This is a genomic window from Aminobacterium colombiense DSM 12261 (genome assembly GCF_000025885.1).
Classification (GTDB): domain Bacteria; phylum Synergistota; class Synergistia; order Synergistales; family Aminobacteriaceae; genus Aminobacterium; species Aminobacterium colombiense.
This window is the reverse complement of sequence record NC_014011.1, coordinates 755286-779142: the sequence shown is the minus strand read 5'-3', so window position 1 is coordinate 779142 and position 23857 is coordinate 755286. Positions and strand designations below refer to the sequence as shown.

The following is a 23857-nucleotide window of genomic DNA, read 5'->3' as shown; positions in this document are numbered from 1 at the left end:
ATCAAATCAATCCTCCTTCAATGGGGGAGTCACTTTGAATCTTATTGAGAGCCAAAAGCCATTCGTCACGAATTATTGATTGGAGAGACCACATCATCTCCTGTTTTTCGACGGTATCATGGTCTATACCTAAGAGGTGAAGAAAACCGTGGGCTACTATCAGGTACAGCTCTTCTATATACGAAACGTTGTTTTGCCTTGCATTCTCCCTGACCACTTCTTCACAAATGAGTATGTCGCCCAAAGGAAGCATCTCCCATCCGCTGGGGGGGCAAAACTCTTCTCCCTCTTCCCACATGGGGAAAGAAAGGACATCTGTTGGCTGGTCTATTCCTCTGTATTCCCTATTAATTTCCTGCATTTCCGTGGTTGAAACTATAGAAATAGATACTTCTGCTTGCTGGTTTTCGTATCTCCCCTGAAAAAGACGCTGAACAACCCGCTCCAACACTTCCTCACAGCCCTCAAGTTTTCTGAGGGCCCTAATACTTTCGGATTCTCCATCATCCACACTGTCTAAGCATAAATGAACCTTCACGTATTACTCCTCCTGTTTGCTTTGAGAATTCTCCCCGCCCTCACCCTGGCTGGGAGTTGGGCTTTGACTACTCTCGTCTGACGATTGTATTTCTTTAACCTTACGGCCATGATAAACTGATTGAAGGGCATAGATCAAGGCCTCTTTTATTTCTGCTAAATCTTTTAAAGTAAAATCAACATCGTCAAGCTGTCCCTCGACTACTTTAGACTCAACGACGCCAGATATAACCTTTTCCAGGTCTTGTATCCCCGAAATATTTCGCCGATCTGCTCGGACAGCTGCTTCTACCGAATCTGCCAGCATTAACAATGCCGTTTCCCTGCTAGAGGGTCTTGGCCCAGGATAACAAAATTGCTCTCGAGGTAATTTCTCCCCCTGAGAACTTGATTTGCGGAAAAAATAAGAAAGACATGTAGTCCCATGATGTTCCGCTATAAACTGACGGAGCTTTCCTGGCAAATTATATTCCTCCGCAATTTCCAAACCCTCTCGTACATGGGCGATGATAACAAGGGCAGAAAGAGACGGAGTTAGCTCATCATGAACATTTTCACCTTCCATTTGATTTTCAACAAAAAAGTGAGGACGCCTTAGCTTGCCTATATCGTGATAATACGCACCTGCTCTAACAAGGTATGCATTCATGCCAAGTCTATCTGCTGCAGTTTCTGCCAATGTCCCCACCATTAGAGAATGATGGTATGTGCCCGGAGCCTCTATCTGGAGTTTTTTCAACAATGGCTGAGTCGGATATGAAAGCTCCATAAGGCGCAGAGGTGACATTATATCAAAAAAGTTTTCCCAGATGGGCAGGAAAGCAATGACCACCGTACCCCATAAGGCCTCTCCTAGACAAGCAAACAAAAACACCTGCCATGACATTTCTAGTGCAATGGTCCATCGCGCTAACATTCCAGCAAAGACAGGAAGCAAGCCTGCGATAAAAAGCTGTCTCCATAAATGGCTTCTGGAGTGAACGTCTTTTAAGAAAAAAGGCCCCGTCATAGCTGCCACCAGGCCCATAAAACTCACAAGAACTATTCCTGATGTTGAGAAGGATGTCAGTAGAATAGAGGCTATAATAGACGCCCCAAAAACAACCTGGAAACCAAGAGTAAAGGGCAGAACAAGATATACCCAACCTGACAAAGTAATAATAGCCACTCCCCGGGCTCCCAACAGACCAGAAATGTATTCAGCAAACCAATAGGCCCCTACTATACAAGCAATATATATTTCGTTTGTTTCATATTTTTGTCGACCTCCTGCAGCAAAAGCCGGCAACTGTATCCAAAAAGGCCAGCAAAGGATTAGTAGAGCAGAAAAAAGAAGGATCTTCCATGGGAATTGCTGCTGAAGATATCCTTGTGATAGAAGAATACGAGAGAGCTGAGGAGTTATGATCTTTCCCTTTTCTACGATAACATCCCCAACCTTGAGATACTGCTCTATTGGTTTGAGGCTTGCGGCCAGATCATTACGAAGCCCCTGTGTTAGCTCTTCGTCAATTTTAACCGCAGGTCGAAGGACAGCTTCCAGAATCTGATAGATAAGATTATTCATCTCTGCCGGGAAGTTCAATTCTTCAATTTTCCCCCAAAGCTTTTCTGGGGCAGGAGTCGCAAATTCGTCACCATTGTTTTCTTTTATAAGAAACTGGAAACCGATAGTTGCAACTGCTTTGAGAGTTGTTTGTCTCCTTCGTTCTGGCATCTCTTGTAAAATGGCAATAAGATCCTTAGGAATCATGGCGCCCTGAAAGTCTCCTGCTTCAAGAGATTTAAGCTGGGATGTCATAGTGTTTATGGCTTCTGTATCCTTAACAAGGACTCCTGATATAGTGCTTTCAACACGGCTGCGAAGAAGATTTGTCTTCTCTTCATCAATATATTTCATAGGGGATATGGCAAGATAAGTACGAGGGGCAGGATGACCCTGTACAAAGCCGGCCCGCCCGCCATCAAAGAACCACCGCGCAAGAATAAGAAGGACCGCAAAAAAAAGAAGCAAGAACACGGAAGTCAAACGAAAGACATCTTCCTTCATCGATATTCTTGAGCTTATTCGATTCATTTTTTTAAAAATATTCAAATTACTGCTTCCTATTTTCATATTCTTCATACGCCCTAACCACTCGTTGTACTATTTCGTGGCGTACCACATCGCGGTTGGTAAGCTCAAGAAAGGCAATTCCTTTTATCCCCTCCAGAATTTCTCTCACTTGAATTAAGCCTGACTTTTTCCCAGAAGGGAGATCTATCTGGGTAATATCTCCTGTCACCACTGCCTTAGATCCGAAACCAAGACGGGTTAAAAACATTTTCATCTGCTCAGGCGTTGTATTCTGAGCCTCATCGAGAATGATAAAACTATCATTCAAGGTCCTTCCTCTCATGTAAGCAAGGGGAGCTATTTCTATAACATTTTTATCTATATATCGCAAAAAACGCTCTGGCGAAAAAAGATCGTAAAAAGCATCATAAAGAGGCCGAACGTAAGGCTCAACTTTTTCTCTAAGATCCCCTGGCAAATATCCAAGACTTTCACCAGCTTCCACTGCTGGACGCACAAGAACAATGCGACTGATGGCTCCAGCTTTTAACATGGCCACTCCATGACATACGGCCAGGTATGTCTTGCCTGTTCCTGCCGGGCCTATAGCAAAAACGATATCGTGAGCACGCATAGCCTCTATGTACAGTTTCTGGCCACCCGTCTTAGGGCGAACAGGCTTGCCTCTCGCTGTTGTACAAATAACATCATTGTAGAGGGGGGCAAGATCTGCCTTCCCCTCCACAGCGATCATATCCATACCATACCGAACATCAGCAACTAATATTTGATGCCCCTGTTTTGCCACCTTAAAAAGTTCTTCAAGGTAACGAAATACAGTCTGAACAACGTCATTATCAGGCCCTTGTACCGTGATTTGCTCTCCTCGAACTACAAGACGCACGGGAAAACGTTCTTCAATAACACGAAAGTTTTCATCGTTATTTCCTGCAAGGCGTTCCATAATATCCTGATCAGAAACCACCATTGTCTGAGAATAGGTGCCCATTTCCGACTCTTTCAAATGATTTTCATTCATATATTTTTCTAATCCTCTATACGGGATAACCGGTTCCATCAACTAGTGTTTCAAGACCGATATCCCTTTTTGTTTTTTGAGCATATTTTTTCATTAGGAAATCTTTGGCTACTGCCGGGAATAATGCGTAAGAAAGTGCGTCTTCCGGCTGAAGAGCCCATGCTTCCACTGCCTTTTTCGCTTCTTCCATTTCTGGTTCAATTTTTTCTCCGGGACGGCATGTGATGGGCATTTCATCCCCTATGGCTTTCTTTCTAATTTCAGGATCAACTTCTGCCGGGGGTTTGCCGTAGTATCCCATGAGATAGCTTCGCACTTCTTTCGGTATAATTTTCCAGCGCTCCCCTACTAAGACGTTGAGAGTAGCCTGAGTCCCCACAAGCTGGCTCGTCGGCGTTACGAGTGGGGGGTAACCCATCTCTTTGCGGACACGGGGTACTTCTTGCAACACCTCATCGAGTCTATTCATCGCGTTCTGCTCTTTCAGCTGACTTTCGAGATTAGAGTACATTCCTCCAGGAATCTGATATATAAGAACATTCACGTCTACTGCTGTCAAGCTCACAAAGATATCTTTATATTTTTCGCGAATCTGTTTAAAGTGATTGGCTACTGGTACAAGCTTCTCCAGTTTCATTCCTGTATCATAAGGACCGCCGGCCAACGCTGCTACCAGAGATTCCGTAGGAGGCTGGCTTGTCCCCATAGAGAATGGGGATATGGCGCAATCTACCACGTCTGCACCAGCTTCAATAGAAGCTAGATAAGCCATAGATGCCATGCCGCTCGTGTAATGAGAGTGGACCTGAACTGGGAGTCCTGTATTCTTTTTAATGGCTTTTACCAGTTTAGAGGCATCTACTGGACTTAAGAGACCTGCCATATCTTTTATGCAGATAGAATCTGCACCCATCTCTTTCATCTTGACTGAAAGGTCTGCAAATGCTGTTAAAGTGTGAACGGGAGAGAGGGTGTAGGAAATTGAAAGTTGCAGGTGGGCCCCTTCTTTTTTCACCTGATCTGCTGCAACTTCCATATTTCTCAAGTCATTAAGAGCATCAAATATTCGAATGATATCAAGACCATTTCCTACTGCTCTCTTTACAAATTCCCGCACAGTATCATCTGCATAATGCCTATATCCTACAATATTTTGCCCCCTCAGAAGCATCTGGAGCTTCGTTTTCTTAAACATTTTACGAAGCCCTCTTAACCTTTCCCAGGGATCTTCATCAAGGAAACGCATGCATGAATCGAAAGTAGCGCCACCCCAAACCTCAAGAGAGTGGTACCCTATTTCATCCATCATCTCAGCTACAGGGAGCATATCTTCTATACGCATCCTTGTAGCCATAAGAGATTGATGGGCATCTCTCAATGCCGTTTCAGTTACGCGCACCTTCGGAACATTCAAGTTCTCAACCTTTCCAACCTTTGCGCTTCTCTCATTCTTCCCGATTTTGACCGTGTTTTTACCCTTTTCTTCATTCATTATCATTCACAGCCCCCATTACTGTAATGATGAATCGCAAGCCTTTTTTGGCCGCTTCGTTGAAACGGTAAAATTCTTCGCCTTATCCCATAGAACTTCGAGCTCTTGTAAACCATAATCAGACCATTCTTTTCCTTCTTTATGAATCATTATTTCTACCTGACGAAAACGATACTCGAACTTCCTGTTTGCACGCTGTAAGGCTACATCCGGGTTCACTCCCAAATGTCTGGAAAGATTAACTACAGCAAAGAACAGGTCGCCTATCTCTTCCTCCATCTCCTGTTGTTGCTCTCGCAAAGTAGCCACTTCCACTTCCCTTAACTCTTCACTTACCTTTCCAAGAAGAGGAGCAATATCACCTTTCTCCCAATCAAAACCAACATGAGAAACTTTAGATTGAATTCTGTATGCTTTTAATAAAGGCGGCAAACTCTCGGGAATTCCCGCCAAAATTGAGGTATCGTCACGTTTTTGGGTCGATTTTTCGCGAACCTTGATTTTCTCCCAATTCACAAGAACATCAGCGCTTCCTCTCACATTAACATCGCCAAAAACGTGAGGATGCCTTCGTATGAGCTTATCACAAATTTCAGATATTACATCTTTAATGTCAAAGAAGCCCTTTTCTTGAGCAAGCTGAGCAACAAAAACAATCTGAAGCAAAACATCTCCCGCTTCTTCCCGTATTTCGTCTTTATCCTGCTGAGTAATGGCTTCTACCAGTTCATATGCTTCTTCTATTATATGACTTCTCAAGCTTTCAAAGGTTTGTTCCCTATCCCAAGGGCAACCTTCAGGAGACCTAAGCCGCGACATAATCTCCACAAGTTGTCCGAGTAAAAAGTTCTCTGTGATATCCATATTTACCCCCCATTTTTTTTAGCATTTTTATAAAGAAGAGACCAAATCGCTTCTGATAAGTCGCTCATTCCTTTATAACCCCCTGGACCAATAATACGATCTGTTGTTCTGATCCATCCTTTAAAGCTGCATAGCCTTTGGTGTATTCGATCATTTTTTATTATGACTATAGTCTTATCACTCCCTGATACTACAGAAGCTAGACCTGCAGAAGCTCCAGAAATCCTTACAATTACTGTATCGATAAGGTATGTCAGAGAATCTGGAAGGGGGCCAAAACGATCTCGTATTTCCTTCCTTAACTGGTTCAACTCCTTCGAGTCATTGCTTTTCAGCAACCGCCTGTAAAGAGTAATACGTATGGTATCCTGAGGAATATATGTCGAGGGAATAGTCCCTGAAAGCTCACTATCTACCGGCGTTTCAGAAAAAAGCTCTCCCCGGATCCGGGCTATTTCCTCCTCAAGCATTTTATAATAAAAACGATAACCTACACGCTCATCCTGTCCATGTTGTGACACTCCTATAATATCGCCACTTCCCCTTATCTGCAGATCCTGGAGGGCTAAGCTATAACCCGATCCTATGTCTGAAAAGGCAGATATAGCCTCGAAACGTTCCATTGTTTCTTTCTGTAGAGGCATAGTTTCAGGGTAAAGGAAATAAGCGTATGCACCTTCTTCCCTCCGTCCAACCCGTCCCCTGAGCTGATACATCTGCGCAAGACCAAGTTCTTGAGCGTCATCAACGATAAGGGTATTAGCCCTAGGGATGTCAAGACCACTTTCTACAATAGTCGTACACACGAGAATGTCCAGGTTGCCATTGTAAAAATCTAACATTGTTCTTTCAAGATCTTTTTCAGCCATCTGTCCATGGGCCATACTTATTCTAGCCTCTGGAAACATTATTTTCAGTTCTTCGTATTTTCCCTTAAGGCGATTAATCCGGTTAGACACAAAGAAAACCTGTCCCCCTCTATTTAATTCTTGCAACACAGCCCGGTGGATAAGATTCTTTTTTCTTGGCCCCACCATTGTTAAGACTGGTACCCTGTTATAAGGAGGAGTTGAAATTATAGAAAAACTTCGCAATCCACGTAATGAAAGAGATAAGGTCCGCGGAATGGGAGTCGCGGAAAGCGTTAAAACGTCTAGTCCCTCCCTTGTATCTTTAAGCTTTTCTTTATGCATAACCCCGAAACGATGCTCTTCATCGATAATTAGAAGTCCGAGATCTTTAAATTCAATGTCTTTCTGGAGCAAACGCTGTGTCCCAATAAGAATATCCACCAGCCCTTTTTTAGTGTCTTCTAAAATACGTTTTTGCCTCGATGTTGAAACAAAGCGTGATAAAACCTCAACTCTAATAGGAAAACCCGCCATACGGCTTCGAAAAGTATGATAGTGTTGTTGTGCGAGAATTGTAGTAGGCACAAGTACTACTACCTGCTTCCCTGCTTCTGATGCCTTAAAAGCAGCACGCATAGCAATTTCTGTTTTCCCGAACCCCACATCTCCTACTAATAGTCTGTCCATAGGATGTGAGCTTTCCATATCCTGCAATATCTCTTGCTCCGCACGAAGCTGATCTGGCGTTTCAACGTAGGGGAAAGCCTCTACAAAGTGTCTATAAATCTCTGATGCCACTGGGAAAGCATATCCTTTTAAGAGTTCCCTGCGAGCATAAAGACGAACGAGATTCTTTACTTCTTCTCTTACTCGTTCTCTTGTTTTTTCAACTGCCTTTTTCCATCGTGTCCCCCGTAAAGAGTCAAGCACTGTTTCTGCAGTTGCTTCTTCGGGCAGGGGATCTATCTTATAAATTTGCATAAAGGGTACAAGCAACCTTTGTTTATTGGCAAACTCAAGAATTAGAGAATCAAATCGTTCCCCTCCTGAGGCAACCTCTTCTACCCCCCTGTACACCGCTACACCATAATCTTCGTGAACTACTAACTGATTTTCGGTAAGGCGTTCTTTCCAGTCCATAGGGAGAGCTCTCCATGGCTTGCTGTGTGGAGAGAGACTGAGCCCCCCTATTTCAAAATCTGAGATTAATACTATTTTTCGATATTCATCTATAAATCCCTTTGAAAGTGACCCCTTATGAAAAACGAGCTTGTCCTTTAGGTCATTATCATTTTGAAGGGAGGTTCCCGAGGAAATAAGATGGATAGAATAACCTTCTTGCCTCCAGTACTGACAATTCCATCGGAATTTATCCATATCTCCCCTGAAATGGGGGCACTCCTGGATAGGCAATGCTAGTCGAGAACGGGCAACAGCCGCGCTAATACGAATTTTAGGTTTATTTGTAAGTAGAGACAATGAAAAATCAGGCCACGTGCTGAGGGAGGAAACTTCCGCCTTGTGTCGCAGATCCTCCCATAGCCATCGGTATGACTCCGCTTTATTCTCAATTTGCGAGGGCTCGAAAAGCACTGTATGGCAAGAGTCTGGAATCATTTCTTCCAGTTTTTTCTCGCGGGCCGCCGTTATGCTATGGATCTCTATTTCATCAAGGGTTGCGGCACTCATCTGGCTTTGGGGATGAAAGGAACGAATGCTTTCGACTATTTCATCAAAGAACTCTATCCGAATCGGAAGAGCATAGGCAGGATCATAGATATCTACAATAAACCCTCTAACAACATATTGTCCTGGGGTCCACACAAGATCGACTCGTTCATACCCGGCGACTTCTAGCCAACGAAGAAGACGTCCCCTTTCCTCACCCATTTCCCTTCTTAATGGGAAAACACCTTCTCCTGTTAAGAAAGGGGAAAGCAACCCTCCTGGAGAAGTAGCAAGGATGCCTTTTTCTTGTTTCCACTTAGATAGAGTTTCTCCTCTTTGCAAGAGCAAAGATTTATTACGTACCCCCTCAACACTGAGAGGGAGTTCATAAAGAAGTCGAACTATCTCCCCTTCCCATAGATTTTCAAAGTCTGATACAAAATCCTCAGCTTGGCGTTGATCTGAAAAAACCACAAGAAGAGGCACAGAAGCCCCACCTAATATCCACGCGCGTGCTCCTCCATCGACAGGGAGATGTACCTGCTCCCCACTCTTCCACATTTCATCTCTAATATCCCAAAGCAAACTTGTTGTTTTATTCCATGCGTCAAAGACAGAAATGAGAATCCACCCTTATTTTCGTTTATAACAACAATGGCGAGACTGAGTCTCGCCATTGTGATCAACTTTCGCCTGATCCGGTTTTGTCCCTGTTATTTATCTGACTCATGGCTGTTTGAATTTCTTCCATGAGCCAAAGCTCCACCGCATTTGCAGCCTTCTCTATAACATCAGGCAACAAAGACCGTTCTTCTGGAAGAAAAGTCCCTATGACCCACGACACCATATCCCGTTCTGCCGGAGCAGCTCCCACGCCTACTCGGAGCCGTGGGACCCCGAGGGTTCTTAAAGCTCCCAAAACTGAAGCAAGACCATTATGGCCTCCAGCTGAACCTTTCGTTCTTAACCGCAATTGTCCGAAAGGAAGAGCCGCGTCATCGCTTATGACAAGAGTCTCTTCAGGTAAAATCTGGTAATAATGGCAAACTTGAGCTACTGATCTTCCGCTAAGATTCATAAATGTAAGGGGTTTAAGCAACAGGCATTTTTCGCCTTTAATAAATAATGGCCCCCATACCATGCCCTCAAATCTTAATGAGGCATTCCCAGCAGAATATCGACTGCATAAACGGTCAAGAACCATCCAGCCTATATTATGCCGCGTTAAAGCATACTCTACCCCAGGGTTACCAAGGCCAACAATAAGTCGCAAAAGAAACTACTCCTCTTCCTCCTTAGCCTTACCCTTAGCCACTACTTCCACTTCTCCAGCCTCTACTTCTTCTTCCTCTTCTTCAACTTCAGCCTTGGGTTGAGCTACAGTAACAACCAACTCTTCCAAATCTACCAGGATATCGGCGCTTTTTGGAAGGGCTAGATCTTTCACTGAAAAACCTTCTCCCACATTTAACCCTGAAACATCAATAGAAACAGAATTTGGTATTTCCGTTGGCAACACTTCAATCTCAACTTCATATAGAAGCTGCTCAATAATGCCACCATGTTTTAATCCAACACAATCTTCTCTGCCCTCAAGGACTACGGGGATATTCACCGCTATTTTATGTCCTTTCAGAAGCTGGATAAAATCAATATGAATAATCTCGTTATTAAGAAGATTCCTCTGTATATTTCTCATCAGGCACATCTCTTCCCTGCCATTAGGAAGGGATGCGTTAAAACGCACTGTTTCCCAGTGGCCAGAACGAATGACCGCAGCTATATCTGACGCCTTTACTTTCACAGTAACGGCATCCCTGTATTCTGGACCATAAAAAACTGCCGGGACATAGCCCGTAGGTCTTAGTTTCTTGACAGCCTGCTTTCCCTTCTCGTTTCTCTCCTCAAGAACAATCTTAACCATGTCCGCCATCTACAAACATCCTCCTTTTAAAAAACAAATCGCCAACATAAGCAACGTTTTTAACTGAACAAGCTGCTTACAGATCGATCGCTGTGCACTCGCGCTATTGCCTCTGCAAAGAGCGGAGCAATAGATAACTGTGTAATTTTATCTAAGTTTTTGCTTTCAGGCAATGGAATCGTGTCTGTAAGAATAACGCTGTCAATTTCTGCTTTTTCCAATCTTTCAAGAGCTGGACCAGAAAGAACACCATGGGTGGCACAAGCATAGACTTTTTGTGCTCCACGCTCTTTCAAAGCTGCAGCAGCGTTGCAAATCGTGCCGGCTGTATCGATGATATCGTCTATAAGAATAGCTACTTTACCTTCAACATCACCAATAATTTCCATTACCTCACAAAGATTCGCCACATCATGGGAGCGACGCTTGTCGACAATAGCGAGATCCGCATTTAACGTCACAGCAAAACGACGAGCCCTAACGACTCCACCTACATCTGGAGCTACAACCACTACTTCTTCTCTCTTTATCTCACTGGGGAAATTCTCTTTGAAGTAATTCGCCAAGAGAGGAACGCCAGTCAGGTGGTCTACAGGAATATCAAAAAAACCCTGGATCTGTCCAGCATGGAGATCTGCTGTTATAAGGCGGGATGCGCCACTATGCTCAAGAAGGTCTGCCACAAGTTTAGCAGAAATAGGATCTCTAGCCTTTGTTTTTCGATCCTGGCGGGCATACCCAAAATAAGGCGTGACCACATTAATTCGGTAGGCAGAGGCTCGCTTCAGTGCATCTAGCATTATAAAAAGCTGCATAAGGTGTTCATTAACAGGATTGCATGTGGGCTGAACCACAAAGACATCCGCTCCCCGAACACTCTCTTCAATGGAAAGTCCCAGCTCTCCATCAGAAAATCGGTAATGTTTGGCCCGAGAAAGCTCTACACCCAGTTCCGCACAGATTCTTCTGGCGAATTCCGGATGGGCTGTTCCCGAAAAAATCTTCAGTTCCCTGGAACTGGAACCCATCACTCTTTACCCCCTTCTTTTCTGCTGCCTTCACGGCGCAAAACCCATCCCTCGATATTTTTCTGTTTAGCTCGAGCAACAGCAAGGGCCCCTTCTGGGACATCCTTAGTAATTACTGATCCTGCCGCTGTGTAAGAGTCATCACCAAGAGTTACCGGTGCAACTAACATTGTATTACTTCCCACAAAACATCGATCACCAATGTGAGTGGGATTTTTGGCAACACCGTCATAATTACATGTTATTGTTCCTGCGCCTATGTTCACTTTGCTGCCAATTACGCCATCTCCTATATAGGAAAGATGGGGCACTTTGCTGCCGGAACCAATTGAGCTTTTTTTAATTTCCACGAATTTACCCACAAAAGCGCCCTCACCAATATGAGAGTTCTCTCTTATATAGGTGAACGGTCCAATTGTAGCATGGTCTTCTATTTCACTTGAAGCTATAGAGACAAAATTTATAATGTTAACATCTCTGCCAATTTTAGAGTTACGAATAAGAGAATGACTTCCCACACGGGTCCCTTCGCCAACACTTGTGTCCCCATACATCTGAACAAAAGGATCGATCCATATGTCCCCCTCAAGCTTTACACGGGGGCCCACAAAGATACTCGCGGGATCTGCGCATTTCACTCCTTTGTCCATCCAGTAATTTAAAATCCTAGTTCGCAAAATAGATGTTACTTCAGAAAGGTGGATGGGGCTATTGACTCCCTGAAAGTCTACGCCGTTGTTAAAACAAACAGCATCTACTTTCTTTTCCTGCTTGCAGAGAAGCTCCACTACATCAGGTAAATAATATTCTCCCTGGGCATTTTCATTTGCAAGCAAATCAATGTTTGAAAGAAGATCTGTGGATCTGAAAAGATATATGCCACTGTTAACTTCGTTTATTTTCTTTATTTCTTCTGATGCATCCTTTTCTTCAATTATAGACAATCCTTTTCCACTTCTCACCACTCGGCCATACCCATCAGGATTCTGAGTTGTAAAACTTGCAAAGGTGCAAGCACCTAGGGAATTAACATGTGTTTTAATAAGATCAGCAAGAATGTCGCTTCTGAGAAGGGGGGCATCGCCTGGAATTATAAGGACATCTGAAAAAGAGCGCCACCATTCCCTTGCTATTTGAACAGCGTGACCTGTCCCCAGCTGTTCATGTTGCCATATAGACCGCACACCAGGCCAATGCAGGGCCATGTAAGATTCCACCAACGCACCTTCATGCCCAACAACGACCGCACTCCCGTCAGATCCTGCCTCCAGAGCCGTCTGGAGAGAATAAAAAAGGAGAGGTTCTTCGAGAACAGGTTGGAGTACTTTAGGAAGGCTGCTTTTCATTCTCGTACCCTTTCCCGCAGCGAGAATCAAAACACCCACTGTTCGACGTTTCGTCACTTCCCCCATCACCTTCTTTTCATCAGTGGTAAAACACAAAAGAGGGGAACCGTAGGTCCCCCCTTGCTTGAGTCTTAAATGGCTGGGGTGGCTGGATTCGAACCAGCGATCACGGATCCAAAGTCCGCCGCCTTGCCGTCTTGGCTACACCCCAGTATGAACGCCGGTAAATATACTAACAGAGGTTCCCATCATGTCAAGGAGGGAGTTGCAATTTTTCAAATGTGCCTATAAGCAAAACACCACTTCAATTGAATGTCAATACATCAAAAAAGCTCTATACTTAATAAAAACTATAACCTTTTAAGGAGAAGCGCCTTATGATAAACCCTTTTGATTTCTCTCTGATACAGGCAAAAACACTTCTTATCATAGTGCTAATCATGTTTTCTCTCACCGTTCCCCTTGGTGCTGTAGCCTTCAGGTCTGGTAATAAGAGATTGATCACTACAACGTGGGTACTGTTCGTTGGTGGTCTTCTTGTTATATCGCTGTATCTTCTGCTTTATGTAGGATGGTGGATAGCCTGGTCCCCTCTTTTACCTGTCCTGCTAATTATCCTCATCATCTACAAAAAATGACATGAGTCCTCCCCTGTTTAAATCCACATACCCTTGATCTGTTATTTTCAATTCAGGAATGACACTCAAAGAAAGAAAGCTCATCGCCATAAAAGGATGGGTCATTGGAGTGCCAAGATCTCTGGCTGCCTTCTCTACCTCTTCTATAGCCTGAATTACATCAAGGGCATTCCCATCGCACATAAGGCCACCCACAGGCAGCGAAAGAGAAGCCATAACTTGATCTTCAAATGCGACAACAAGTCCGCCTCCTAAACGCCTAAGTTCATTTAAAGCGCTAACAATGGAACTATCATCCATACCTGCAGCGATAAAATTATGAGCGTCATGGGCTACTGAAGAAGCCAGTGCTCCTTTATTTAACCCCAGGCCTTTCACGAAACCTGAAAAAAAACGTTTGCTACCGCTATTTTTGTCTACTACCACTATCTTGGCTAGGTCTCTTTCGCTATCGGCAATAACCTCTGCTCTTCGAACAGTAGGCGTTTCTATGCAATGCTCAGTTACTACTTGTCCTTTTATAAGGCCCACAACACGTATTTTCTTATCCCTTGATGATCGTATAGATAGTTCCTCCCTGGAGGGGATATAAAGCGCTTTGACTGCTGTAGGATAGCACTTGTCCCGTTCAAAAGGAGTATTCAACACTTCACCATTGCGTACTGTCCATTTCCCCTTCTTCCATACATGAATAACATTGCACCTCTCAAGGGAGTCGATCAACACGAGATCAGCACTATATCCAGGTGCTATTGCACCTCTATCAAACAGTTTAAAATAACAGGCTGGCGAAAGGGTGACCATTCTAAGGGCGGCAAGGGGGGAAAGACCTTCTTGCACCGCAAGCCGTATAATACCATCTAGATGCCCCTTCGTGTGAATATGTTTAGCAGTAAGATCGTCACTTACAAACATGGCGCGAGAAGAACGCGCCTCATTTTCAATGATCAACGGCAAAAGTTCCGCTAAATTGTGTTCTGTTGCTCCTTGGCGAATCATAAGCCACATGCCCCGCCGCAATTTTTCCAAGCCTTCATCCCGAGTTGCGCTTTCATGATCACTAGAACAACCACTCAGCAAATAGGCACAAAGCTCCTTACCAGTAACTCCAGGAGCATGGCCACTCTTTACCACATCCCATGAAGCAAGTAATTTGCTCCACATTCCTTCATCCCCGTTTATAACAGCGGGGTAGTTCATTACTTCACCTAGAGCGGTACACCACCCTTGTTCATAGGAACTTTTAATAGCCCAGGCATCTAGCTCTTCATGAGGCGTTTCAAAAGGAGAGGCCGGAACACAGGAAGGTGCTAAAAAGAAAATATCCAAGGGGACGTTGAGAGACTCTCGATACATAAACTCAAGCCCATCCATTCCGCATGTATTTGCTATTTCGTGGGGATCAGCCATAACGGTGGTTGTCCCTCGAAGCAAAACCATTTCGGCAAAACCTGCCGGCGTAAGCATTGTACTCTCAATATGGCAATGTCCCTCTATAAAACCAGGAGCAAGGACCGTCCCAGAAGCATCCACCTCTTCTTTACCCGAATATCCTTCTCCAATTCCGGCAATCGTCCCGCCGTATAAAGCTACGTCTTTTTTTTCATATTCGAGGGTAAAAACATTTGCGACTCTTGCATTCTTAATCACCAAATCCGCAGGAAATTCACCTTTTGCAATTGCTAGCATTTTTTTAATATCCACGAAGCGCTCCTCCTATTTAGGTCAAAAGACACTTATAATAGTTGCTACAAAGATAAAGAAAGAAGGGATTCCCATGTATATTCATAAACGTGCTGCGCATCTGTTCCTGATATTATCCGCTTTGCTTGCCTTTCAGTCACTTCCTGCTGTGGCTTCCCCTATATTCACCATCTACATCCCATGTGAAATAGACTCTTCCGCCTATGTTTTGCTGCCTGACAACTCCCGCAAAGATGTTGGCATAGTGGTCTCTCTACCTCAGGCAAGCCGATGGCCAAGCTATACGGCCAGTCAATGGGGAGAAGAGGGAACCGTATGTGCTTCTGCTGTAAATGCCATACATTTACTTTGTTCTGTTGAGGAGGGGAAAGGACGTACCATCAGTATTCTACCAGAAACGACAATAGCTCCAGCAGCAGGAAAACAAACCTTTTTTTCTATTAAGTCTGATGGCGGCAAAGGCATTTTCGGAGGATGGGCGCCCACAGTGGGAACCCCTGTCTATATCCTAAGACCAGAGGGAAGCCAGGAACGGCTTTCTTCTGATAAATTACCTGGACATGGCGACACGCTGGTCATCCCAGTGGAAGAAAAGGATCTCACCTTCTTAATAGATATAGAGAATCGCCCTGGAGGGCGAATTATAGCATGGGACACCATGGGCGCACATATTATTGCCAGGGTTATTCGACCAGTTTACGGTGTAGGGCGCTTCGAAGGAACTTTTTTCCAGAAAGGAAGCCGCATAAGGGCAAATCATACGGGAGTTATTGATGTTAGCACCTCTCCCTATGGGGAGATCGGCGGTTTTCAGATTCTGCCCCTTTTCCATGCGGACTCTAAAGAAATGTCTTCGGCCTGGAAATTAACCCAATGGATGATCATCGCTTCAGAGAATGGAGATACACTCGTAGGGGAAGGCCCTCTTTTTTCAGGGGGGATGGTACCTGGAAGCCAGCTTTCCGATGTATTATGGAATATGTGGTCTACTTACGGTCGACGTCCCCTTATTATGTGCAGAATTAATGGGGGGGGCTGGCAGTTTTTGCCAGAACGTACGGGAAGAAACGATGAGGCATTGATTAATATTACCCATATCCGCCTCTATTACCCCTTTACAAAAGAACTAAACAAGTAAAAAAAGGAGCTTGTGAAAGAAACACAGGCTCCTTTTCAACTTATTCCACCGTTACACTTTTAGCCAAGTTTCGTGGCCGGTCTATGTCACAGCCTCTGGCACGAGCAATATAGTAGGCAAAAATCTGCAAGGGTACAACAGCCAGGAAAGGGTATAGTTCATGGTCCGTTGAGGGAATATAAAAAACGTCATTGGCAACATCTTTCATGTTACTATCACCCTGAGTAGCAATAGCAATGACGGGAGATTTACGGGCTCGCACTTCCACCACATTAGAAAAAAGTTTCTCATAAAGACTATCCTGAGGGGCGATAATCACTACGGGAATATCGCTTTCAAGCATAGCAATGGGACCATGCTTCAATTCACCGGCAGCGAAGGCCTCGGCATGAATATAAGAAATTTCCTTAAGTTTCAGGGCTCCTTCATGAGCTAAAGGGAAAGAACGTCCTCTGCCCAGATAAAGAAAATCCCGGGATGAAGCATACTTTTCCGCTATAGGCTTAAGCATTTCCTGCCGCTCGAGTATCTCCTCTATCTGATAGGGTAATTTTAATAGACCTTTCACGAGCCGTCCCTCTTCCTCAGAGGATAGAGCCCCCGACAGCTTGGCCATGTATATTCCAAGGAGATAAAGCACTGCCAGCTGTCCAGTAAAGGTCTTTGTCGCGGCGACACCAATCTCTGGACCGGCCTTTAAAAGCAATACGTGATCCACTTCACGGGCAAGAGATGAGCCTAGACCGTTTGTAATAGCAAGACACAAGGCACCTTTACTCTTTGCCAATCGTTCAGCGGCGAGAGTATCAGCTGTTTCTCCCGATTGAGACACAAAAATCGCTAGTACATCCTCTCCCAAGTGTATAGACCTTTGACGATATTCAGAGGCAATTTCCACCCTTATGTCTATGGGAAGCATCCCCTCCATGAGGCGTTCCGCGACAAGAGACGCATAATAGGATGTTCCGCACGCCACAATATGAATCTTCTTTATCTTTGCAAAAGATTCTTGACTCCAGCCAAGTTCTTTTGAAAAATCTACTGCCTCTCCTTTTATACGATCACCCATAGTGTTCCTTAAAACCGCTCCTTGTTCATTGATCTCTTTCAACATGAAGTGAGGGTAGCCGCCCTTATCCACCATTGAAAGATCCCAGTCGACTCTCTGAGAGCTTTTTTCGAGGGAAACACCTTTATCACTCCAGAAGTTTATACCCTGTGGAGTGAGGCGAGCGATATCGCCATCATTCATATAAAATATATCCTGAGTGTAAGGAAGCAACGCCGGAACATCGGAAGCACAAAATGCTTCTCCCTTTCCCCTCCCCACCACAAGGGGAGATCCTTTTCTCACGCAATACAGGGTGTCAGAGTCTTTTTTTAAAAGAATGGCAAGGGCAAAAGACCCTCGCAGTCTTTCGTAAATGGACACAAGAGAGGCGATCATATCGCCCTTAACACTGTAAATTTGAGATATGAGCTTTGCCACTACCTCAGTATCAGTTTCTGTAACAAACTCTACTCCCTGACCAATCAGCTCTTCTCTCAGCTCCTTGTAGTTCTCTATGATTCCATTATGGACAAGAACAACCTGCCCCCGCTCATCTCTGTGGGGATGAGCATTAATCACAGAAACCCCGCCATGGGTAGCCCAACGTGTATGTCCAATGCCCAAGTGTCCTTCAACATGACGAGCAGACACAATATCCTCAAGCTGCTGAACTTTTCCTATTTCTTTTAGTATCTGAACCTCACTGCCGTTGTTCACTGCAATACCGGCAGAATCATATCCTCTGTATTCCAACCGTTTCATACCATCTAGAAGAATATCAGCTGCATTACGAAACCCTACATACCCAACTATTCCGCACACAGGATCAGTGCACCGCCTTTCCAACAGGCAAAAGAAGACCTGTTGCTCTTTTTGTCCCAGAAATCACTTCCTGGATTTGTAGAGCAATTTTTGGGTTCGGTCTTCTGAACCCCAGGGGCATCCGCCGAATTTTCGATACTCCCCCGCCCTCGTCAACTGGAATCCCAGTCCTGGCGCTCACGAGACAAGCCGCATATTACAATTGGTTAAAAACACATGGAGATTTTTATTTACCTTCCCCCTTTTTATACTCTTCTACAACTTGCAGTACTATATCACGTAAAGACGGATCTTTCAGGGCCAATTCAACATTTGCCTGCAACCATCCCTTTTGCGTACCACAATCCAGTCTCCTTCCTTTATAAACAACACCCCATAAAGGCTCTTCCTTTGCTAACTGGATAAGACCATCGGTGAGCTGTATTTCTCCCCCTGCCCCTGGTTTTACCTCTTTAAGAATGGAGAAGATTCGAGGAGAGAGGACATATCGTCCCATTATAGCCAAATTACTGGGAGCGCACCCCTTTACCGGTTTTTCTACCAGATTGTGAACTTGAAAGACCCTTGCATGAATTCTCTCAGCTTCAACTATTCCATACCGGGAGGTGTCTTCATCTGAAACCGTCTCTAAGGCAATAACACTACCTCCCAAACTTTCATGTACCTCTATTAATTGAGCCAGCACTGAGGGCTGAGCAATCATTACATCATCAGGAAGAATAACGCCAAAATAGTCACCACCGCATAGAGATTCCCCGCAGAGGACTGCATGGCCAAGCCCCAAAGGTTCGGCCTGCCGCGTAAATATAAAGCGGGCCATTTGGGGAATTTGGCGAATAAGATTTAAAAGTTCCTTTTTACCTCGCTCTGCCAGTGTCTTTTCCAAGTCCCAAGTTCGATCAAAATAATCTTCGATGGAACGTTTGGATCGACTTGAAATCATGACCATTTCAGTACAGCCCGCATCTATTGCTTCTTCCACCCCATAGGAAAGGATAGGCCTGTTAACGAGGGGCAGCATTTCTTTAGGAACGTCTTTCGTGGCAGGAAGAAAGCGGGTTCCTAACCCTGCAACTGGGAAAAGGCATTTAGAAACTATCTGCTTTTGCATCCTTTCCACTCCCTTTCTACCTAAGTCAAAAAACTAACAGCACTTCATCTGTATCTGATCAACAAGATCTTTTGAAATGTCTTCCATTAATTTAGGATCTTTTGCCTCAACCAGAACCCTCATAAGTGGTTCTGTCCCTGAGGCGCGGATGAGTACTCGTCCTTGTCCCATAAGTTTCCGGTTTGCTTCCTGGGATATGTCAGTTATAAATGTGGGGTCTATAACACTATTTCGACATACCTCCACATTCCTCAAAAGCTGAGGGTACCTATCAAAACGGTCAACAAGAGAGTCAATATCTTCTCCCATTTCCTCGCAGGCTTTCATAAAAACAAAACCAGTACAAATCCCATCACCAGTAGATGTGAACTCTCGAATAATAATATGGCCGGACTGTTCCCCCCCTAGATAAGCGCCACGATACTTCATCATTTCTAAGACGTATCTATCACCTACAGGGCAGCGAAAGACTCCGATATTATGCTTTTTTAAATGTTCCTCAAGGGAGAGATTGCTCATGACCGTAGCGACAACACCATTCCCTAATTTGCCTTTTCCCGCCAGCCATCGCGCAAGAACCCATAGAATAATATCGCCGTCAAGAATCCTACCTTGAGAATCAGTTAAGAGAACGCGGTCAGCGTCCCCATCGTAGGCAACTCCCACTTTGGCTCCGCTATTCTTCACTTGGGTGGCAATATAGGCCATGTTCATAACGCCTACACCTTCGTTGATATTAAGGCCATCTGGCACGTCACCAGAGATTTGCCATTTATGGTTCCCAACTATATCATCAATAATGTGCAAAATAGGAGCAGAAGCCCCATGAGCACAATCAAAAGCAAGAGTTTCACATGACATGGATGAAGACGAAATAAGACTTGCCAGCCATTGGGCATATACTAGAGCTATATCCTTTCTTTCCTGCACTTCTCCGATGGAAGCCCCTGTAGGGCGCCAATCATCAATTAAATCATCGCCAAGATAGTCTTCGATAGCAGCCTCTGCATCGTCATTAAGCTTGTGACCTTCGTTGTTCAGAAATTTAATTCCATTGTATTCAGCAGGGTTATGAGATGCGCTTATTACCACTCCGCCTTGAGCCTTTATATGCTTCACAGCAAAACTTACACCCGGCGTAGGAATAACACCAAGAGTCAACACCTGCGCTCCAGCCGAGAGCATGCCTGCCACTAATGCATCTTCAAGCATTTTTCCCGATCTGCGAGTATCTCTCCCCACGACAATCCTTGGACGGGGAACTCCTCTTTCCGTCAAATACAGTACATATGACCGCCCGAGACGCAACGCCATTTCTGGAGTCATTACTCCTCTGTTTGCCACATCTCTAACACCATCTGTACCGAAAAGACAACGCACTTTCTTCTCACTTTCCTCCAAGCCTTTCACCTTCCCCGCCTCCCTAATTATTCCACTTCAGCACGTACTGTAACCCGAGAGGGGTCAACTTTGACCACGTGAATACTTTTTGAAGTGTTTCTTATCTGTACTGGAACCATTAGTTTTCTTGAAACAATATTTGTCACGTTAACGTAAGGCTCGATAGGGAAATTTGTTTCGTTTATTTTTTCCACTTCAGATGGAATCCCTTCTATGGTTATGTTAACAGTGGTGGGCTCAACACTCCACCCCGGATAGATGCTATTTCCTTCAACTTCCACAGCAACATTGTTAAGGAGTTTAGACACAGTATAGGGTTTTAGAAGAATATTAACACGCACTGAAGAAGCTCCCGTATATTTTAATGACGAGTCTTCTAAAGGTTTCAATGGGACAACCATGCTTTGTTCTTGAGAAAGGCCCGTAATGTCGATAGTTTCCGTTTCAAGGCGCGAGAGAGAGCCCAAGCTAGGATAGGGACCTTCTACCTCCACTTCGGAAGGCTCTACCACAATGGCTTTCACAGAATAATCAGAATCCGGCTTGCCCACTACCTGCACGTTGACAGGAACTTTCTTTTTCGGAAGCCCCTGGGCTAGTACTGCCATAAGCTTTACTTGTCCGGGATCAATGGTCACTTCGTCTTCAAACCCTTGAGACTTGATAATTTCCACAGGAACTGTTATTTCTTCCCCGCTTTTCAGCTGGTCAAAGGTTGGAGAAACGCGAACACTTTCGATCCGAGCCAGGTCTTTCTCCACACCTTTTACAGTTATATCTTTAGGGGTAACATGGACAGACTCAAGATAAAGCCCCGATGGCAAGCCATCTTTTACTGTTACTTCCACAGGAACAACCCGTTCTACGTATCGCACCATCTCCATTGCGATCTGTGACGGATTAATACCTACCAATTTGACATCTTTTGGAACAATGGCCCTTACAGCCAAACGATACTTCCCAAGGGAAAGTCCTTTTGCGTCTACTTCACAGATAATGCTCCCTTGTTGGAGGCTGTCTAATACCCGTCGACTTCCTGAAACACTTATCTCTACAGTTTTCGCCTCTGTCTTTAATATGGTCTGAGGAGGGACATTCAAAAAATCCACCTGGCATTTAAATGTTTTCACTATTTCATTTGCCCGATCTCCTGACACATAAAACCAGAGAAGAACGGCAATGACAATAGATATTATTCTTAAAAAATTAGGGGATGAAAGAAGTGTGTCTATTTTTCTTCTTACAGGCGACATGGTAGTAAAACTCCCTTCTTCGCGGTCTATTGCCACAGAGAACGTATCTCTTCCTGTATTCTGTCCAGAAAAGAACGCCTTTCATTCTCTTCCGCTCCAAAATAATGCATAAGAAGCTTATACACCTGGTTATCCTTCAGATTTCTTGAAAGATGTCCATTAATGGCAAGGGAAATCTCTCCTCGTTCTTCTGAAACAACAAGGGCAATAGCATCTGATACTTCCGTTACTCCTAGAGCTGCGCGATGGCGAGTCCCAATCCACCTTGAAAGATTTGTATTTTCAGTCAGAGGCAAGTAGGTCCCAGCAGAAAGGATCATATCCCGATCTATGATCACTGCTCCGTCATGAAGAGGATTATCTGGCCAAAATATGGCAATGATCAGTTCTTGAGAAACTTCTGCGTTTAATCTCACCGCAGTGCTCCAGAAATCTCTCAATCCTGTTTCCCTCTGTAATACTAAAAGAGCTCCAATCTTCTGCCCTTTTAAATATCCAAGAGCCCTTGTAATTTCCTGACTGAGAGCTTCTGCTTTCTTTTGTGCTCTTTTTCTCCTCCAGATATTTCCTCTTCCCAGTTCTTCCAGCATTCGCCGAAGCTCTGGTTGGAAAACTATAGGGATAGCGATGATCAAAACACCGAGGACCTTTCCCAAAAACCAAGAAAGGGTTCGAAGATCAAGAACGCGTGCGAGAGAAGCCACTACTCCAAGAACAAGCAATCCTTTAACAAGCTGCATTGCCCTTGTACCCACCAGCAACAGCAGCAAACGGTGGATAATCACCGTTATAATAATAATATCAAGAATATCGTGCCATCGAAAAAAATCGAGCATGTCAACCCTCCCACGCTATTTTACTTTATAACATGGATAGAAACATACGGAGACGTTGTCAAAGCAAGCAAAGCACTATATTTGACTGAGAAATGCACCTTATCGCCCACATGTAATGTTCTGCCATATTTCTCTGCATCCAGCACCATATGATCGCTAGAAGCGCCTAAAATTTCGATGCCCTCTTCAAGAGGAGAAAGTCCTTCTATTCTGGCATCCTGTTTTCCTATAGCTGAAATAGCTCTCAACCGCACTCCTCGGTCAACAAAAGAGGGGATATTTCCAAAAGCATCTGCTGCTATTTCTCCCAGGGGGAAACTTGGTTTTCTTTTAACTTCTATGATCTCTGTCTCAAGAATCACTGTTTGTTGTTTTAAAAAAGGCAGAGGCCTTCCGCCGGAAGAATCTGTTCCCAGCAATATGGCCTCGCCAATACGCAATGCATTTACATTAGACGGCATAGTGCCATCTTCAATAAGGGCCAGAGAGGACGTGCTCCCTCCTGAACAGACTTTTAAAGGGTAACCTAAAAGGCTCTCCAGTTCTTTTTCGAGAACACCCAGTTCCTCTAGTTTTTCCATGGAAGGGCGGACGCCGCCAAAGCAGCCAAAATTCACACCCACTCCCATGCATCTCACGCGTTGACATCCCTTTAGAATCTTGCCGATTTGCTCTAGCTCATCAGGCCAAATGCCTTCTCTTAAATCTCCAAGATCTATCATAAGCAAAACGAGATGATCTTTCTTTTGAAAAACACTTTCATGGTCAAGAGCACGAATTGTTTCGGACATAGACACCACAGAGGAATCTCCATACTCCACTACTTCAGGAATTTCGCTCATCATGGGCGGGCGAAGCATCATAACAGGAACGGAAAGACGCATTTCCTTTTTTAATCGGTATAAATTCTTTATTCGGCTGTCAGCAATACCTTCACAACCGCTTTCAACCATCACATGGACAATGTCTCCCTGGGCACAGGCTCCCTTTGCCACACCATATACTCCAATATTCCACTGCCTGCATAATGAAACAATTTGCGCTGCATTGTAAGCTATTTTGTCGCAGAAGACTATAAGACGAGGGTAAATGCCCATG

19 protein-coding genes and 1 tRNA gene are annotated in these 23857 nt (G+C 44.4%); 2 read left to right on the top strand and 18 right to left on the bottom strand.

The window, feature by feature from the left end:
• Nucleotide 1 precedes the first annotated feature (1 nt).
• The 11 genes from ybeY to AMICO_RS03750 all read right to left on the bottom strand — a co-directional run bounded on the left by ybeY (nt 2) and on the right by AMICO_RS03750 (nt 13016).
• The gene (gene ybeY, locus AMICO_RS03800) at nt 2-538 is read right to left on the bottom strand and encodes an rRNA maturation RNase YbeY (RefSeq protein WP_013048153.1); all 537 of its coding nucleotides are present in this window, start codon (nt 536-538) and stop codon (nt 2-4) included.
• 3 nt (nt 539-541) lie between these two features.
• Nucleotides 542-2614: an HD family phosphohydrolase gene (locus AMICO_RS09860; protein ID WP_169302797.1), complete on the bottom strand. Its 2073-nt coding sequence runs from the start codon at nt 2612-2614 to the stop codon at nt 542-544.
• A gap of 19 nt (nt 2615-2633) precedes the next feature.
• The gene (locus AMICO_RS03790; protein WP_013048151.1) at nt 2634-3632 is read right to left on the bottom strand and encodes a PhoH family protein; all 999 of its coding nucleotides are present in this window, start codon (nt 3630-3632) and stop codon (nt 2634-2636) included.
• Between the two features lie 16 nt (nt 3633-3648).
• Nucleotides 3649-5130, bottom strand: a complete 1482-nt coding sequence (locus AMICO_RS03785; RefSeq protein WP_148211318.1) for a pyruvate carboxylase subunit B — start codon at nt 5128-5130, stop codon at nt 3649-3651.
• A gap of 12 nt (nt 5131-5142) precedes the next feature.
• A complete protein-coding gene (gene mazG, locus AMICO_RS03780) occupies nt 5143-5988 on the bottom strand; it encodes a nucleoside triphosphate pyrophosphohydrolase (protein ID WP_013048149.1) in 846 nt (281 codons plus the stop codon).
• 2 nt (nt 5989-5990) lie between these two features.
• Entirely contained in the window at nt 5991-9068 is a 3078-nt protein-coding gene (gene mfd, locus AMICO_RS03775) for a transcription-repair coupling factor (protein WP_013048148.1), read from the bottom strand.
• A 121-nt stretch (nt 9069-9189) separates the two neighbouring features.
• Entirely contained in the window at nt 9190-9780 is a 591-nt protein-coding gene (gene pth, locus AMICO_RS03770) for an aminoacyl-tRNA hydrolase (RefSeq protein ID WP_013048147.1), read from the bottom strand.
• 6 nt (nt 9781-9786) lie between these two features.
• Nucleotides 9787-10440: a 50S ribosomal protein L25 gene (locus tag AMICO_RS03765; RefSeq protein ID WP_013048146.1), complete on the bottom strand. Its 654-nt coding sequence runs from the start codon at nt 10438-10440 to the stop codon at nt 9787-9789.
• 50 nt (nt 10441-10490) lie between these two features.
• The gene (locus AMICO_RS03760; protein WP_013048145.1) at nt 10491-11459 is read right to left on the bottom strand and encodes a ribose-phosphate diphosphokinase; all 969 of its coding nucleotides are present in this window, start codon (nt 11457-11459) and stop codon (nt 10491-10493) included.
• A complete protein-coding gene (gene glmU, locus AMICO_RS03755) occupies nt 11459-12871 on the bottom strand; it encodes a bifunctional UDP-N-acetylglucosamine diphosphorylase/glucosamine-1-phosphate N-acetyltransferase GlmU (protein WP_041459533.1) in 1413 nt (470 codons plus the stop codon). Before glmU ends, AMICO_RS03760 begins: the two co-directional genes overlap by 1 nt.
• Nucleotides 12872-12941: 70 nt before the next feature.
• A tRNA-Gln gene (locus AMICO_RS03750) sits at nt 12942-13016 on the bottom strand.
• A gap of 166 nt (nt 13017-13182) precedes the next feature.
• On the opposite strand from AMICO_RS03750, the gene AMICO_RS03745 reads away from it, so the two are divergent.
• Entirely contained in the window at nt 13183-13443 is a 261-nt protein-coding gene (locus AMICO_RS03745) for a hypothetical protein (protein ID WP_013048143.1), read from the top strand.
• Here AMICO_RS03745 and ade read toward each other — a convergent pair.
• The gene (gene ade, locus AMICO_RS03740; protein ID WP_013048142.1) at nt 13414-15147 is read right to left on the bottom strand and encodes an adenine deaminase; all 1734 of its coding nucleotides are present in this window, start codon (nt 15145-15147) and stop codon (nt 13414-13416) included. The two genes, AMICO_RS03745 and ade, sit on opposite strands and share 30 nt — an antisense overlap.
• 73 nt (nt 15148-15220) lie before the next feature.
• Between ade and AMICO_RS03735 the strand changes: the two genes are divergently transcribed.
• Entirely contained in the window at nt 15221-16285 is a 1065-nt protein-coding gene (locus AMICO_RS03735) for a hypothetical protein (protein WP_013048141.1), read from the top strand.
• Nucleotides 16286-16325: 40 nt separating this feature from the next.
• On the opposite strand, the gene glmS is transcribed toward AMICO_RS03735, so the two are convergent.
• The 6 genes from glmS to AMICO_RS03705 all read right to left on the bottom strand — a co-directional run bounded on the left by glmS (nt 16326) and on the right by AMICO_RS03705 (nt 23856).
• Nucleotides 16326-18158 (bottom strand): glutamine--fructose-6-phosphate transaminase (isomerizing), encoded by a 1833-nt coding sequence (gene glmS, locus AMICO_RS03730; RefSeq protein ID WP_013048140.1) that lies wholly within the window; start codon nt 18156-18158, stop codon nt 16326-16328.
• Between the two features lie 226 nt (nt 18159-18384).
• Nucleotides 18385-19269, bottom strand: coding sequence for a UTP--glucose-1-phosphate uridylyltransferase GalU (gene galU, locus AMICO_RS03725; protein ID WP_013048139.1), 885 nt, complete (start codon nt 19267-19269; stop codon nt 18385-18387).
• A 33-nt stretch (nt 19270-19302) separates the two neighbouring features.
• Nucleotides 19303-20679 (bottom strand): phosphoglucosamine mutase, encoded by a 1377-nt coding sequence (glmM, locus tag AMICO_RS03720; protein ID WP_013048138.1) that lies wholly within the window; start codon nt 20677-20679, stop codon nt 19303-19305.
• 17 nt (nt 20680-20696) lie between these two features.
• A complete protein-coding gene (locus AMICO_RS03715; protein ID WP_041459331.1) occupies nt 20697-21959 on the bottom strand; it encodes a CdaR family protein in 1263 nt (420 codons plus the stop codon).
• Nucleotides 21950-22759, bottom strand: coding sequence for a diadenylate cyclase CdaA (cdaA, locus tag AMICO_RS03710; protein ID WP_013048136.1), 810 nt, complete (start codon nt 22757-22759; stop codon nt 21950-21952). Before cdaA ends, AMICO_RS03715 begins: the two co-directional genes overlap by 10 nt.
• Nucleotides 22760-22779: 20 nt before the next feature.
• The gene (locus tag AMICO_RS03705) at nt 22780-23856 is read right to left on the bottom strand and encodes an alanine racemase (protein WP_013048135.1); all 1077 of its coding nucleotides are present in this window, start codon (nt 23854-23856) and stop codon (nt 22780-22782) included.
• Nucleotide 23857: the final 1 nt, after the last annotated feature.